Annotated in this window: 9 protein-coding genes and 1 pseudogene; 5 read left to right on the top strand and 5 right to left on the bottom strand. The window is 75.7% G+C overall.

The window, feature by feature from the left end:
• Window positions 1-466 precede the first annotated feature (466 nt).
• Both P3T37_RS28500 and P3T37_RS28495 read right to left on the bottom strand, forming a co-directional pair.
• A pseudogene (locus P3T37_RS28500) lies at window positions 467-1768 on the bottom strand (PP2C family protein-serine/threonine phosphatase); the annotation flags it as partial.
• A gap of 165 nt (window positions 1769-1933) precedes the next feature.
• Entirely contained in the window at window positions 1934-3298 is a 1365-nt protein-coding gene (locus P3T37_RS28495; RefSeq protein ID WP_280726781.1) for an FAD-dependent oxidoreductase, read from the bottom strand.
• A gap of 405 nt (window positions 3299-3703) precedes the next feature.
• Here P3T37_RS28495 and P3T37_RS28490 point away from each other — a divergent pair, with 405 nt between their 5' ends.
• Together P3T37_RS28490 and P3T37_RS28485 are read left to right on the top strand one after the other, a co-directional pair.
• Window positions 3704-4549, top strand: coding sequence for a helix-turn-helix domain-containing protein (locus P3T37_RS28490; protein ID WP_280726780.1), 846 nt, complete (start codon window positions 3704-3706; stop codon window positions 4547-4549).
• A 351-nt stretch (window positions 4550-4900) separates the two neighbouring features.
• Complete coding sequence (locus P3T37_RS28485; protein ID WP_280726779.1) at window positions 4901-7078, top strand: sigma-70 family RNA polymerase sigma factor; 2178 nt, start codon at window positions 4901-4903, stop codon at window positions 7076-7078.
• 21 nt (window positions 7079-7099) lie between these two features.
• Here P3T37_RS28485 and P3T37_RS28480 read toward each other — a convergent pair whose 3' ends face one another.
• The 3 genes from P3T37_RS28480 to P3T37_RS28470 form a co-directional block, all read right to left on the bottom strand.
• A complete protein-coding gene (locus tag P3T37_RS28480) occupies window positions 7100-7783 on the bottom strand; it encodes a DsbA family oxidoreductase (protein WP_280726778.1) in 684 nt (227 codons plus the stop codon).
• A gap of 80 nt (window positions 7784-7863) precedes the next feature.
• Window positions 7864-8427, bottom strand: coding sequence for a universal stress protein (locus tag P3T37_RS28475; RefSeq protein ID WP_280726777.1), 564 nt, complete (start codon window positions 8425-8427; stop codon window positions 7864-7866).
• A 120-nt stretch (window positions 8428-8547) separates the two neighbouring features.
• Window positions 8548-10890: an asparagine synthase-related protein gene (locus tag P3T37_RS28470; RefSeq protein ID WP_280726776.1), complete on the bottom strand. Its 2343-nt coding sequence runs from the start codon at window positions 10888-10890 to the stop codon at window positions 8548-8550.
• An 854-nt stretch (window positions 10891-11744) separates the two neighbouring features.
• On the opposite strand from P3T37_RS28470, the gene P3T37_RS28465 reads away from it, so the two are divergent.
• The 3 genes from P3T37_RS28465 to trmB all read left to right on the top strand — a co-directional run bounded on the left by P3T37_RS28465 (window position 11745) and on the right by trmB (window position 15533).
• Complete coding sequence (locus P3T37_RS28465) at window positions 11745-13280, top strand: MFS transporter (protein ID WP_280726775.1); 1536 nt, start codon at window positions 11745-11747, stop codon at window positions 13278-13280.
• A gap of 73 nt (window positions 13281-13353) precedes the next feature.
• Window positions 13354-14589, top strand: coding sequence for an L-2-hydroxyglutarate oxidase (lhgO, locus tag P3T37_RS28460; protein ID WP_280726774.1), 1236 nt, complete (start codon window positions 13354-13356; stop codon window positions 14587-14589).
• Between the two features lie 44 nt (window positions 14590-14633).
• On the top strand, window positions 14634-15533 hold the full coding sequence (trmB, locus tag P3T37_RS28455) for a tRNA (guanosine(46)-N7)-methyltransferase TrmB (protein WP_280726773.1): 900 nt from the start codon (window positions 14634-14636) through the stop codon (window positions 15531-15533).

Raw genomic sequence — 15533 nt, 5'->3', positions numbered from 1 at the left:
TGTTGAGTTCTCAAGGAACGGACACTTCCTTCGAACTGCCTTCGCAGTATCTCCGGGCGCTTCGTTCGTTCTGCATTCAGCTTATCAGATCCGCCGTTCGGCGTTTCTCACTCGCTTTCCTGCTGCTGTGCTTCCAACCTTACCAGGTCTTCCGCACCGCTCGGCCTCAAGTGGCCTTCGCCGTAACCGACCTGACGGCCTGTCCGACGTGTTGAACTTTAGCCCAGCCCCGCTCCGAAAAGCGAATCCGGCCCCACTCACCGAAATGCCGGCACAGCAAAACAACGCCCCCTGCGACGACGCGCAGAAAGGCGAATGACTGCTGAGAAAGGTGTTTCAGAGGAGTGGCTGCCCCGGGACCGTCCGTGCAGAGTGCGCGTCCGGTGCTCCCAGACAGGCAGCTCGGAGAACACTAGACCTCCTCGGCACTCGGGTCAACCCCCGGGGCGGTGAACGGCTGCGGCACGCGTGACGGCAGCTGGAAGGCGAGCACCGCGACGTCGTCGTCGTGGTCGGCGGTGACGCCCATGGCGCGGAGCAGGCGGGCGCAGACGACGTCCGGTGAGCCGACCGCGCCGGCCAGGGTGCGGGCGAGCTGGCCGAGGCCCTCGTCGATGTCCTGGTCGCGGCGTTCGACCAGGCCGTCGGTGTAGAGGACTCCAGTGGTACCGGGCAGCAGGCGCAGGATGTGCGAGCTGTGGCTGCCGCCGCCGGTGCCGAGCGGCGGGCCGTTCTGCTGCTCGCCCTGGAGGACGGTGCCGTCCGGGGAGCGGAGCATCAGGGGGAGATGGCCGGCCGAGGCGTAGGTGAGGGTGCCGACCGGAGGGTCGTAGACGGCGTAGACGCAGGTGGCGATCTGGTTGGCGTCGATCTCCATGGCGATGCCGTCGAGCAGGCCCAGCACCTGGTGCGGCGGGAGGTCGAGTCGGGCGTACGCGCGCACCGCCGTCCTCAGCTGCCCCATCACCGCCGCCGCGCGCAGTCCCCGTCCCATCACGTCGCCGATGACCAGAGCGGTCCGTCCGCCGCGCAGGCTGATCACGTCGTACCAGTCGCCGCCGACGGCCGCCTCGGCCCCGCCGGGCTGGTAGGTGGCGGCGACGCTCAGATCGGCCGGCTGTTCGAGTTCCTGCGGGAGCAGGCTGCGCTGCAGGGTGACCGCGGCCTCGCGCTGGCGGCGCTCCGCCTCGCGCAGCCGGACGGCTGCCTGGACCTGGTCGGTCACCTCGGCCGCCGAGATCAGGACGCCGACCGGTGCCGGGGCCCGTCCCTCGCGGACGGCGGCCGAGCCGCCCGAGCCGGTTGTCAGCGCCGGCACCTGCGCCGGCTCGTTCGCGTGCAGCGGCACGCAGGAGACGTTGAAGTGCCGCGCCCGGCCGCCGGGGGCGGCGTCCTGGATGCACCGGGCCTTGACGCTGCGTGCGCGACCGCTGCGCAGCACCTGGTCCAGTAGCGGGAGCAGGCCGAGCTCGGCCAGCTCGGGCATCGCCTCGTCGGCCGGGAGGCCGGGCGTGCGGGTGCCGAACAGTTCCCGGTACGCGTGGTTGGCGTAGCCGAGCCGGTGGCGGGAGCCGTAGGTGACGGCGACCGGCGCGGGCAGCCGGCCGAGGATGTCCCGCAGGTCGTACAGCTCATGCAGGTCGAGCGGCAGTGGGCCCGGGCAGCCGGCCGGCCCGAGCGGGTCGCGCGGTCCGGGCACGGCGACGGCGTCGTCCGGTGGCGGGGCGACGCGCCACGGGGCTCCGGCGAGCCGCGCACTCCAGCGCATGAGGTTCAACCGATTCCGCTTCCTCGAAGTCACCAGGAGTCATCACGTTTCGTACATGCGTTTGCACAGGCCGTGACGAGCTGTCAGGCAGATCCTGACAGGTGGAGGAGCGATTCCGGAAGTCGTACGTGTGTTGGTCGTGTTGTACGGCCCGCCCGGGGGCGATCAGCTCTCGCAGGAGTCGACGGCCGCCTCGAACTCGGCTCGCGGATGTTCCAGTGATCCCAGCGATACGACCTCGCGGGTGAAGAGGCCGGCGAGGATCCAGTCCGCGAGGATCCGCACCCGGCGGTCCGGGCTGGGCAGGCCGCGCAGCGTGCGGGCGCGGTGCAGCAGCCAGGCCCGGCGGCCGGTGAGGCTGCGCCGACGGGTGTGGGCGACGCCGCGGCCCAGCCCGAGCGAGGCGGACGAGCAGGGGCGCTCGGGCCGGTACTCCCCCTCGGCGCCGCTGCCACCGGCGAGCGAGGCGATCAGATTGTCGGCCAGTAGCTCCGCCTGCCCCAGCGCGTGCTGGGCGTTCGGTGCGCACGGCGCGCCGTCCGCGCCCGGATCCGGCACCGCCGCGCAGTCGCCGGCCGCCCAGGCGTCCGCGAGCGGGCCGCCGTCCGGCCCGGCCACCCGCAGGGTCGCCAGGCAGCGCACCCGGCCGCCGTCGTCCAACGGGAGGTCGGTGGCGCCCAGCAGCGGCGCCGGGCGGACCCCGGCCGTCCAGACCAGCGTCCGGCCCGCGAACCGACTGCCGTCCGAGAGGACCGTCACGCGCCCCTGCGCGGACTCCAGGGCGGTGGACAGCCGGACGTCCACGCCGCGTTCGCGCAGCTGGACGAGGGTGTGCCCGGCCAGCACCGGATCGGCCTCGGCCAGGATCCGGTCGCTCGACTCCACCAGCACCCACCGCAGGTCGCTGGGCTGGATGTTGGGGTAGCCGCGCAGCGCGTACCTGGCCATGTCCTCCAGCTCGGCGAGCGCGCCGACCCCCGCGTAGCCGCCGCCGACGAAGACGAAGGTCAGGGCGGACTGCCGCAGTTCGGGGTCGCGGGTGGAGGAGGCGATGTCGAGCTGCTCCAGGATGTGGTTGCGCAGGCCGACGGCCTCGCCGACCGTCCCGAAGCCCAGGCCGTGCTCGGCGAGGCCGGGGATCGGCAGCGTGCGGGAGACCGAACCGGCCGTCAGTACCAGTTGGTCGTACGGGAGTTCGACCTCCGGGCCGGTCTCGGGCACGATCCAGGCCAGTCTGCGCGCATGGTCGATCCGGGCGATCCGCGCGGTGAGCACGCGGCACGCGGGCAGCGCCCGGCGCAGCGGCACGACCACGTGCCGGGGATCGATCGAGCCCGCCGCGACCTCGGCCAGCAGAGGCTGGTAGGTCAGGTAGGACCTGTTCTCGACCACGGTGATCTCCACCGCGCCGGAACGCAGTTCGGCCCGCAGGCCCTGCTGGAGACGGGCTGCCGCGGTCAGTCCGGCGCAGCCGCCACCCACGATCAGGATCCGGATGACGGCACCCCCTGTCGATGTGACCTGGTTCACGCAACCATGACGCCCTGCCGGGGTGCCTCTTGTCCACAGTGCGTACCGGATCCGGTGAGACGGATTTTCGGCGGCCGGGAGCACCCCGGGGCCGATTCCAGGTCATCATGGAGCATCAATTCGTCACCCCGGGTGGTGAATCCATTACGGCCTGATTTACCGTTGGCCGTCCAGGCCGACTGGCGCACGCTGAAACGGGGAAGGGTAGTCCGCAGGCGATCCTCGCCCGGGCGCGCCGACCCCGATCGCCGGACGATCGCCGGGCGGCCCGGGAGCCCGGCTGCTACACCTGGGCCGGGCACTCATGGGGGCCGAGTGGTGGGGATGGACGGCGGGCGCCCCACGGCCGGCTGCTGCGACTACGCACAGGGGCCTGGAACAGGGCCCCTGCGGGGGAGGGTTGGGATGATGGAACAGGAGCATCTTCTGCTGGGCGAGCCGACCGGGCCGCAGATCGGGGCGAACACGGTGCCCGAACAACGCACCCCGCTGTCCGTCCCGTACCGGGCCGGACCGGAGCACGAACCGCCCGCCGCCCCGGCCGAGGAGCGGCGCCCGGGCGGGAGCAGGCTGCGGGTCGACGCCCGGCGCAATCTGGAGAGCGTGCTGCGGGCGGCGCGCGAGGTTTTCGGCGAACTCGGTTACGACGCACCGATGGAGGAGGTCGCCCGGCGAGCCGGGGTCGGTGTCGGCACGGTGTACCGGCGCTTCCCCAGCAAGGAGGTGCTGGTCCAGCGGATCGCCGCCGAGGAGGTTGCCTGGCTGACCGCCCGGGCCAAGGAGGCCCTGTACGGGCTCGCCGGTCCGTGGGAGGCGCTGGCCGCCTATCTGGCCACCGCCGTCGGCACCGGGGCCGGACGGCTGCTGCCGCCCGAGGCGTTCCGGTACGCGGAGGAACTGGCGCGGGTGCCCGAGCAGCGGCTCTCCCCGGACGACGCCCCGGCGGCGCCCGAACCGGGTCTGTCGCCGGAGTCCGGCGCGGGCACCGGAGTTGCCGCCGAGCTCGCGCAGACGCCCGGGTGCGAACCCGAGCCGGACGCGGATCCGCGGCAACTGCTGCGGCTGCTGGACGCACTGGTCGCCCGGGCGGCGGCAGCCGGTGAACTGCGGGCCGGGGTGACGGTGTCGGAGATCGTGCTGGTGCTGACCGCCGCGGTACCGCCCTCGATCGGGCGGGGTGCCGGGGTGGACAGCGCGGAGCCCGCCGAACGGCTGCTGCGCATCCTGTTGGACGGGCTGCGGGTGGGCTGAGCGGTACCGGCTGCCGGGCGGACGGGCGGAGGCGTCCGCCCGGCAGCCGGCAGCTGGCACATGGCCCGGCGTCAACTTGCGTGGACGGGAAAGCCGAACGGGCACCGGTCGGCTTCCCCGGAAGAGTGGGTCAAGGGACGTCCGGCTACCGGAGCCCTCTCCGCTATGCCATTCTTTGGCCGTGGTTGGAGCCAATGTCCCAGTGCATACCCTTCGTGGTGCTGCGGTCGCTGCCCGGGCCTGTCGCAGACCGGCGCGCCGAGCGCCGGCGCGGCGCGAATCGGCGCCGTGCGCCGCACCAACCGTCGTCAAGGGTGTCAACGGACGTGCCGGGAACGGCAGAGTGGGCTCGTGAGCGCAGAGGAGCAGAACGAGCACGACTACGACTTCGGTGCGGGCTTCGGCACCGAGCGGGGAACGGACCGCGGCGGCGACCGCGGTGCCGAACACGGCGAGCCGTCCGTCGGGCAGGTGCCCGGCCAGGGCGGCGCGCCGCCGCGCGAGTCGCTCGCCGACTCCGCGTACGGCGTCGGACCGGCGACCGGTCGGGTGCCCGGGCAGGCCAACGCCGGCCAGGGCGGCGTGACGCCCGCGGCCTTCGTCGGCGCCCGCCCGGCCGGCGGCGCGGAGGCGCCGGCGGTCGGCAAGGTGCCGCCGCCCGCCGACCCGGTGGACGGCGACCGGCCGCCCTCCGACGCCGAGTTGACGGCGCTGGTGCGGGCCGGCGACGACAGCGCCTACGAGGAGATCTACCGGCGGCACGCTGTCCCGGTCCGGCGCTACGCCCGGACCTGCTGTCGGGACAGCTTCACCGCCGAGGACCTGGCGGGCGAGGTCTTCGCCCGCACGCTTCAGGCACTGAAGGCCGGCAAGGGACCGGAGTTCGCCGTCCGGGCCTACCTGCTGACCGCCGTCCGCAACGTCGCCGCGGCCTGGGCCCGCAGCGAGCGGCGCGAGCAACTGGTCGACGACTTCAGCGTCTTCGCGCAGTCCGCGGCCGGCGGCGCGGTGGAGTACGACCTCGCCGACCCCGGTGCGGACGCCTGGGCCATCGCGCAGGCCGACCAGCGGATGGTGATGCGCGCCTTCGTCGAACTGCCCGAGGACGACCGGGTGCTGCTCTGGCACACCGAGGTCGAGCAGGAGTCGCCGAAGACCGTCGCGGTGCTGCTCGGCAAGACCGCCAACGCCACGGCGGTGCAGGCGCACCGGGCCCGCTCCCGGCTGGCGGCCGGGTTCCTGCAGGCCCACGTCTCGGGGACCCAGCAGCAGGGGTGCGAGGAGTACGCCAACCGGCTGGGGCTGTACGCCCGGGGGGCGCTGCGCAAGCGGGCGTCCACCGAGGTCGGGCGGCACCTCCAGGAGTGCGACCGGTGCACGACCGCGTATCTGGAGCTGGCCGACATCAACCACGGCCTGCGGGTGGTGCTGCCCGGCGGCGCACTGCTCTGGGTCGGGTCCGGGGCCTTCTCGGCCGCCGCGGCCGCGCTCGGCGCGGGTGCGCTGGCCGGCGGCGCTGCGGCTGGTGGCGCTGCGGCAGCGGGAAGCGGCGCGGCTGCGGGCGGAAGTACGGCGGTAGGCGGTACCGCCGCGGCCGGTGGGGCTGCGGCCGGGGCCGGTGGCACGGCCGGCGGCTCGGGTGGCGGCGGTGCGGCCGCAGCGGCCGGCGAGGGACTCGGCACGGTGGCCAAGGCCGGGATCGCCGCCGCCGTGGCGGTGGCCGCGGCAGCGGCCGTCGCCTACGCCCTGACCGCCACCCCGGAGGCCCGGCCGCCGGCCGCCGCCCCGCCGATGAGCAGCGCGCCGGCCACCCCGGCGCCGGTCCCGGCCGCCCCGGTCCCGGCGCCCGTACCGACGCCTGCGCCCACCCCGCCGCCGCCGAAGCCCGTCCCGACCCATCCCCGCGCGCCCAAGCCGAGCCCCACCCCCTCGGCGAGGCCGACGCCCAGCCCGTCCCCCACGCCCACCCCGACGCCGCCGGTGGTCCCGACCCCGACGCCCCCGCCGAGGCCCACCCCGCCGCCGGTGCCCACGCCCGTCGTCCCGACGCCGACGGTGCCCGTGCCGCCCGCGCCCGTACCGCTGACCAGCTACTGGCTGGACAGCCTGCCGTTCAGCAAGGGCACCCACCGGGTCGCGCCGACCGGACCGAGCATCGACGCCGCGGCCAGCGACTGGCTCTGGCAGCGCCAGGGCCTCACGATGGGCGGCACCGACTACCGGCGCGGCATCTCGATGGTCGTCCCGTCGTCCGTAACGCTCGACCTCAACCGGCCGTGCACCGCCTACGAGGCGGTCGCGGGGGTGGACGACCTCACCCCGGCCACGGGTGGCGTGGTCTTCTCGGTGCGCGGGGACGGCGACCGGACGCTGTGGAGTTCACCGCGGCTGGCGGCCGGGGCGACGCCGGTGGCGGTGCACGTGCCGCTGGCCGGACAGCACTCGATCCGGCTGATGGTGAGCTCGGCCGACGGTCGCTGGTGGGCGGCCGATCTCGGGGACTGGGCCGACGCCCGCTTCACCTGCTGAGGCTTTCTCGGGTGAGGCTTCTCAGATGGCGCAGGCCCCGTCGGCGCAGGACTCGGCAGGGGCGGCGGCGGCCGCCATGTCGGCGCTCACCTGCTCCAGAACCTTCACGAAGGTGTCCGTCTCCTGGCCGCCCTGGACGGCCCACTGCCCCTCGAAGACGAAGGTGGGCACCGCGCTGATGCCCAGGTCGCGGGCCTCCGCGAGCAGCGCGCTCACCTCGTCGGCACCCTCGTCGCCGGCCAGGTACTCGGCGACCCGCCCGCGCTCCAGCCCGGCCGCCACCGCGATCTCGGTGAGCGCGGCGCGGTCGCCGACGTCCACGCCGTCGGTGAAGTGCGCCTTGAGCAGCAGCTCCTTGAGGACGCCCTGCACGGCCGTGCCGTACTCGGTCTCGGCGAGGTGCAGCAGCCGGTGGCCGAGGAAGGTGTTGACGTGCAGCGCCGCGTCGAAGTCGTAGGTCAGGCCCTCGGCGCGGCCCAGCTCGGTCACCCGGTCGTCCATCGCGCGGGACTGCGGCCCGTAGCGCTCGGCCAGCCAGGCGCGGTGCGGGCTCGCGGTCGCCGGGGCGTCCGGCACCAGCTGGTACGGCCGGTAGATCACCTCGACGTCGTCGCGCCCGGCGAAACGCTCCAGGGCCCGGTCGAACCGGCGCTTGCCGATCCAGCACCAGGGGCAGGCGATGTCGGAGTAGATCTCGACCTTCATGGGGGCTGGCTCCTGTCAAAGGGGGGGTGGGCCGGAAGAGTGAACCGAAATGTCCGGCTTCGCATTCCCGGCCCGCCTCCTCAGCGCCGCGCGGGCGGCGCCGGGACCACCAGCACCGGGCAGGCCGCGTGGTGCACGGCGGCCGTGCTCACCGAGCCGAGCAGCAGGCGGCTGAACCCCCCGTTGCCGCGGGTGCCGACCACCAGGGTGTGCTGGCCGACGCTGGCGGCGAGCAGCACCTCCACCACCCGGCCGAGCACCACGTGCAGGGAGATCCCGCCGCCGAACGGCCGGCCGCGCCCGCGCTCCACGGCCGCCACCGCCCGGTGCAGGCCGTCCGCCATGCTCGATGTCAGCCGCTCCACGCTCTCCTGGACCAGCTCGGCCATCCCGGGCGGGTAGCCGCCGGGGGACGGGTTGACGACGGCGAGCACGTAGAGCGGCAGGCCGAACAGCTCGGCCTCGGTCATCGCCCGATCCAGCGCCCAGAGCGAACCGTCCGAGCCGTCGCAGGCCGCCAGGATCCCGGGCGGGTGCGGCGGGCCCGGCAGCTCGACGGAGATGCCGGCGGGCACCACGGCGGGCGGGAGTGGCGGGACGGCCGGCGCCGACGGGGGGACGGCTGGCGGATCGGTGCTGGTCACCAAGGCCTCCGGTGGGTCTGCGAGGCGGGCGCGGCGGGTCCGGTCCGGCCGGGGCGCACCCTCCCGCAGGCCATGATCCATCGCGCGGTGGCCGCCGCCCGGCAACGCCACGGGCAGGCCCTACGCGAAGCGGGCGGCGGCCACCGCGCGGCGTTCGGGCAGCGGGAGGCCGGTCCAGCAGGAGCCGTGCCGGCGGGCCTGGAGGCGGCGCAGCCAGAGTTCGGTGGAGACCAGGTCGGCCAGCCCGTCCAGGGTGCCCGGCGGGAGTTCGGCGTGCGGGTCGGCTGCGCGGGTGAGCGCCTGGCGGACGGCCGGGAGATCGATCAGGCCTGCCTCGGCGAGCAGCGGCTCACGGAACAGCTCGGTCAGCGGGTCGGCGGCCAGCCGCAGGCCGGCCCGAGCGGCGGCGGCGCGGTCCGGGCGGGCGACCCGTCCCCAGTCGGCGGGCAGGTCGGCGCGGCCGGCCCCCGCCAGTACGGCGCGCAGCAGCGCGTGCCGGGCGCCCGGCTGAAGCCGTACGTCGATCGGCAGCAGCCGGGTGGCCCGCAGGACCCGGTTGTCCAGGAAGGGCGCGTGCAGGCGCTGGCCGTGCTGCTCGGCGGCCTGGAGCAGGGTGCGGAAGCCGGCGGCGTGGTGGTGCAGCGCGAGCCGTGCGCGGCGTACGCCGGGGTGTTGCTCGGGTTCGGGTCCGCGGGCCGCGATCCGCAGGCGCAGTGCGACGGCGGAGAGCGCGTCGTCGGAGAGCCAGCGGGCGGCCGGGCCGGGGACGCACCAGGCGAGGTCGGCCGCCGAGTACGCCCCTGCGGTGAGCTGCACGCCGGAGCGTGCGCCGGTTCGGGCGCCCGGCCGAAGGGGCCCTCTGCGGGCCGACAGCTGCACCGCGACATCGTCCAGCGCCTCGGCGTAGCCCGCCCTGGCCAGCCGGCGGGCCGCCCGCAGCACCGTGACGGGGGTGCGGACGGCGCCGGTCAGCGTCCCGGCCAGGGCGCGGTCGGCGCCCGCCAGCGCGGCGACGGGCGGCAGCAGCTCGCGCGGGCGGCCGTCCCGGATCAGGTCGGCGAGCCGGGCCGGATGGCCGTCCAGGGCCTGCCGCGCGCCGTACCCGGTGAGGTGGTCGGCGCCGCCGGCGGCGAGCCGGGCGGCGACGGCGGCGGCGCTCACCAGGGAGCGGCCGGGCTCGTCGGTGAGCGGTCCGGCCAGCGGATCGTCCAGGTCCGCGTACGGGAGGGTCTGCGGCGTGGCCGCCAGCACGGTGTGCCGCAGCCGCGGGGTACGAGCGGCGACCGCGCCGACGACCGTGGCGGGCTCCGCCGGGGCGGCCTCGCGGTAGGTGACGGCGGCCAGCAGCTCGGGCTCGGGGGGCGGCACGTCGGCGTCGGCCGGGCGGGCCCAGGAGCCCTTCACCGCGCCGTTGCGGGGGGCCGGCAGCGCCGCACCGCCCGACGGCGCGGTGCGCGGCTCGGCCGACGCGGCGGCCCGGCCGATCGGGACGGCGGCGGCGAGCAGCGCGACCGTGGTCGAGGCCGTGCCGTACGAGAGGTCGGCGCCGATCCGCGGACGGAGCGGCCCCGGCCCCGGCTCGGCCGGCGAGCTGCGCACCCGGGAGCGCACCGCCTCCAGCAGACTGCGCGTCAACTCCCGTACCGCCGGGGCCTCACCGCCGGCCCCGGGCCCGGTGCCGGGCGCGCCCTCGTCGTCGTACGCGGTGACGTGCGGGCGGCCGCCGCGGATCGCCAGGGTGTGCCCGGGCGGCACCCGCCGGACCCCGACGTACGGGGTGCCGGTGCCCAGCGCCTCGGGCGACTCGGGGCAGGCGAGCCGGGCTGCGAGGTGGCCGGTGTCGACCGGCGCGCCGATCAGGTCGGCGAGCGGGAGTCCGGCGGTGGCGTAGGCGGTGCCGCCGCACCAGGGGGTGTGGAAGAGCGGCTGCGCGCCGGCCAGGTCGCCGAGCAGCAGGGTGCTGCGGGTACCGATCCGCAGCAGCACGGTGTAGCTGCCCGGCCAGGCCGTCAGGTGCCGCACCGCGCCGCCGCGAGCTGCGGCGAGGCCGGCGGCGAGCTCCTCGTCGTCGGCGCCGCAGTGACCCAGGACCGCGAGGCGCAGCACGGCCTCGCCGTCCTCGCGCAGGTCCAGAGTGGCGGGCCCGGTGCTGACCTCGGGTGCGGCGCCGGGGCGCAGCACGGCCTGCCGGATCTCCTCCGGGCGCCAGTCGCCGACGGCCCAGAGCGGGTCGGGGCCGTCCCAGAGGGTGGTGGCGGCCAGCGGGCGGACAGCGGCGAGGGCAGCCAGCGCGTCGTGCGCGGTGGGGGCGCTCGGGACGGTGGACGCGCCGGGGCCTGCGGGCGGCGCGAGAGGCTGCCGGGGGGCGCGCGTGGCCGCGCGCGCCGGGTCGGGGGCGAATCGACGGCGCGTCAGGTTCCGGGAACCGGCCACCCCGCCGCTCCAGCCCGCAAGCCACCGCATCGTGCCTCCACCGGGTGTGGACGTCCGGGAGCCCGGCAAAGGCGGCTCCCGGGGACATCGTGCCACCGGAGGCGGTGAAGGCGACCATGCGCGGGGTCGGGTGATTCCGGGCAGGGTCGGGCGATTTCGTGTGGTCTCCGCCGATTTCGGACACCAGGACACACGTGAGGAGGGTGGGCGCGCGGGCCGGGCCTCCCCCTCCATGGCCCGGGCCGCGCGGCGTGGGCGGCCGGGCCGCACCCAACGGCACCCGCCGAAGCGGACCGGGCCGCCCGGACGGACGGCGCCGCGCGTCCGATCGCGGCACCACCCGCCCGGGCCCAGCGACGACCCGGTTCGTCCGCCGCGACCGCCTGCCCCTCATGCGGCATGGCCATGCCCATATGGCCAAAAAGCGGCGCAAAGACCGGGAGGGCATCCGCATGCCCTCCCGGACTCCGGCCGCCACCCGCGGGGAACTGTGGCAGCGGCATCCCCCGGCCCGCCGGGTCCTCGACGGCGGGCCGACCCACAGCCCATAGCGAACTGCGGCCGTGCCCCCGGAGCCAGGGGGCACAGGTGGGCGCACGTCAACACTGGACCGGAGCACGGCCGTCCAGCGGCCGGACCGACCGCGGACGGCGGCCGCCCCGACCCGCGCCACGCGGTGGCGCCACCCCCGTTCCACCCCGCCGCGGGACCCGCTCGCACGCCGCCGGGCCGCCGGATCGGGCGCCGCGGGAGTGCGCGATCCCGCCAACCGGAATGCCGACTCTTAACCCTGGGAACCCGGACGACTACGCTAGGTGCCAACAGCAGGACGCCGCACCGTGAGAACACCGCGCAGAACACCGCCAGGGGGTGCCGCCGCCGCCATGAGCATCAGCCCACGAGGACCGAACGAACGGCTCGGTGCCTTGCTGTCGTTGGCCCAGATCAGCAATGCCGGCCTGGCCCGCCGGGTCAACGACCTCGGCGCCCAGCGCGGCCTGACGCTGCGCTACGACAAGACCTCGGTGGCCCGCTGGGTCAGCAAGGGCATGGTGCCGCAGGGCCCGGTGCCGCACCTGATCGCCACCGCGATCGGCGGCAAGCTGGGCCGGCCCGTCCCGCTGGACGAGATCGGGCTCGGCGACACCGACCCCACACCGGAGTTGGGGCTGGCCTTCCCGCGCGAGGTCGCGGCCGCGGTGCGGTCGGCGACCGACCTGTGGCGGGTGGACCTGGAGCTGCGCCGCTCGCCCGGCGGCGGGCGGTGGAGCGACAGCCTGTCGGGCACGTTCTCGGTGGCCGCGTACGCGACCCCGGTGTCGCGCTGGCTGATCACCCCGGCGGACGGTTCGGTGGCGCGCGGCGAGGGGGTCTCGGAGAAGCCCGAGCCACCGGAGAAGCCCGAGCCACCGGCTGCCGACCCGCGGGTCCCCGAGCCGCGGGTCGCGGCGCCGACGGCCGGCTCCCGGGCGGCGGACTCGCTGACCGGCGGCGAACGCTCCTACCGGGTCGGCCAGTCGGACGCCACCAAGCTCCGCGAGGCGGCCCAGGAGGCCCGCCGCTGGGACTCCAAGTACGGCGGCGGGGACTGGCGCTCGTCCATGGTGCCGGAGTGCCTGCGGGTCGAGGCGGCCCCGCTGCTGCTGGCCTCGTACAGCGACACGGTGGGCCGCGCGCTGTTCGGTGCCACGGCCGAACTGACCAGGCTGGCCGGCTGGATGGCCTTCGACACCGGCCAGCACGAGGCGGCCCAGCGCTACTACATCCAGGCGCTCCGGCTGGCCCGGGCGGCCGCCGACGTGCCGCTCGGCGGCTATGTGCTGGCCTCGATGAGCCTTCAGGCCTGCTACCGCGGCTTCGCCGAGGAGGCGGTCGACCTGGCGCAGGCCGCGCTGGAGCGCAACCGCGGTCTGGCGACGGCGCGCACGATGAGCTTCTTCCACCTCGTGGAGGCGCGGGCGCAGGCCCGCGCGGGCAACGCCGCCGCCTGCTCGACGGCGCTCACCGCCGCCGAGAACGCTCTGGGGCGCTCGCGCGCCGGGGACCCGGACCCGGCCTGGATCGACTTCTACGCCTACGACCGGCTGGCCGCCGACGCCGCGGAGTGCTTCCGCGACCTCGGCGTGCCGGCCAAGGTCCGCCACTTCACCCGGGAGGCGCTGGCCCGGCCCACGGAGGGCTTCGTCCGCTCGCACGGCCTGCGGCTGGTGGTCTCCGCGATGGCCGAGGCGGAGGCGGGCAACCTGGACGCCGCCGTCGAGGCGGGCTCGCGCGCGGTGGAGGTGGCCGGCCGGATCTCCTCGCAGCGCAGCCGGGAGTACGTGCTGGAGATGCTCCGCCAGCTGGAGCCGTTCCAGGGCGAGCGCCGGGTCCGGGAGTTGACCGAGCGCGCCCGGGCGGTGCTGGCCGCACCGGCGTAGCCAGGGGGCTGACGCGCCCCGCCGGCCCGTGACACCATGCGACGGCGGGGGGCCGGAGGCTCAGGAGGCTCAGGTGGCGTACGACTACGACGTCCTGGTGGTGGGCGGCGGCATCGTCGGCCTGTCCACCGCCCTCGCCCTGACCAACGCCCGCCCTGGGCTGCGGGTCGGCGTGCTGGAGAAGGAGCGCTCGCTCGCCTCCCACCAGACCGGCCGCAACAGCGGGGTGATCCACAGCGGCGTCTACTACCGACCCGGCTCGCTCAAGGCCCGCTACGCCACCGAGGGCGCGGCCTCGATGGTGGCGTTCTGCCGCGAGTACGGGCTGCCGTACGAGGTGACCGGCAAGCTGATCGTCGCCACCCGGCGCGAGGAGCTGCCGGGCCTGGCCGCGCTGGCGCTGCGCGGGCGCCGGAACGAGATCCCGGTCGAGGAGCTGACGGCTGCCCGGATCGCCGACTACGAGCCGGAGGTCGCGGGCGTGGCGGCCCTGCGGATCGGCAGCACCGGCATCTGCGACTTCGCAGCGGTGGCCCGGACCTACGCCGAACTCGCCCGGGACAAGGGCGCCGCGCTGCACACCGGCAGCGAGGTGCGGGCCGTCGACCGGCGCGCCGACGGCGTCACGGTGCAGACCGCGGCCGGCGAGCTGCGCTGCTCGGTTCTGGTCAACTGCGCCGGCCTGCACAGCGACCGGCTGGCCCGGATGGCCGGTGACGACCCGGGGGTGCGGATCGTCCCGTTCCGCGGGGAGTACTACGAACTCGTGCCGGCCAGGCGGGGGTTGGTGCGCGGCCTGGTCTACCCGGTGCCGAACCCGGCCTTCCCGTTCCTCGGCGTGCACCTCACCCGCGGCGTCCATCAGGACGTCCACGTGGGCCCCAACGCCGTCCCCGCGCTGGCCCGCGAGGGCTACGACTGGCGCACCGTGCGACCGCGCGACCTGGCCGAGACGCTGTGCTTCCCCGGTACCTGGCAACTGGCCCGGCGGCACTGGCGCTACGAGTGCGGCGAGCTGCACCGCTCGCTCTCCAAGCGGGCGTTCACCGCGGCCGTGCAGCGGCTGCTGCCCGCCGTCACCGCCGACGACCTGGTCCCGGCCACCGCCGGGGTCCGGGCCCAGGCGGTGGGGAAGGACGGCTCACTGCTGGACGACTTCGCCTTCGCCGGCTTCGACCCCGCCGAGCCCGGTTCCACCCGCCGCCTGGTGCACGTGCTCAACGCGCCCTCACCCGCCGCGACGGCCTCGCTGCCGATCGGCCGCGAGGTGGCCCGGCGGGCGCTGGCCGCACTGGCCGCCGGGGGATAGCCGAGGGATGGCCCGGGGGCAGCTCCTTTACACTCGACGGCATTGTGACTGCGACTGCCCCCCTCCCCCAGCAGGCCCCCGCCCCTCAGCAGGACGAGACCCCGCAGGTCCTCGGCCAGGGCGGCCGCCCGACCAGCCGGCCTCCGGGATCGCCCTCCGCCCGGCTCTCCGCGGCCCCGGCCGGCTACCCGGCGCCGATGTATCCGCACCGGGCCACCGAGGAACAGCACAACGAGCGCCGGATCCGCAGCTTCCAGCCGCGCCGCGGCCGGATGACCCCCGCCCAGGCCGGGGCCCTGGATCGGAACTGGGAGCGCTGGGGCCTGGCGATCGACGGCACCCCGCTCTCGCTGCCGGAGCTCTTCGGCGAGCTCCCGGTCACCCTGGAGATCGGCTTCGGGATGGGCGAGACCACCGCCGCGATGGCCGCCGCGGACCCGTCCACCGGCATCCTCGCGGTGGACGTGCACACCCCCGGGCACGGCAACCTGCTGAGCATGCTGGAGCGCAGCGGCGCCGAGAACGTCCGGCTCGCGGCCGGCGACGCCGTGATCCTGCTGCGCGACATGCTGCCGGACTCCAGCCTGGCCGGCCTGCGGGTCTACTTCGCCGACCCGTGGCCCAAGCCCAAGCACCACAAGCGCCGGCTCGTCCAGCCGTCCTTCCTGGACCTGGTGCTGCCGCGGCTCGCGCCCGGCGCCCTGGTGCACTGCGCGACCGACTGGGAGCCGTACGCCGAGCAGATGGCGGACGTCCTGTCGGCCCGCCCCGAGCTGGTCAACCTGCACCCGGAGGGCGACGGCAGCCCGTGGACGGACGGCCGCGAGGACGGCACCATCCCCGGCTACGCGCCGCGGCCCGACTGGCGGCCGGTCACCAAGTTCGAGCGCGCCGGGATAGCCAAGGGCCACGTGGTGCACGACCTGCTGTTCCGCAAGGTTTGA

Origin of the sequence: Kitasatospora sp. MAA4 (assembly GCF_029893355.1) — a bacterium.
In the GTDB taxonomy this organism is placed as follows: domain Bacteria; phylum Actinomycetota; class Actinomycetes; order Streptomycetales; family Streptomycetaceae; genus Kitasatospora.
This window is presented reverse-complemented; position numbering and strand designations above follow the sequence as displayed.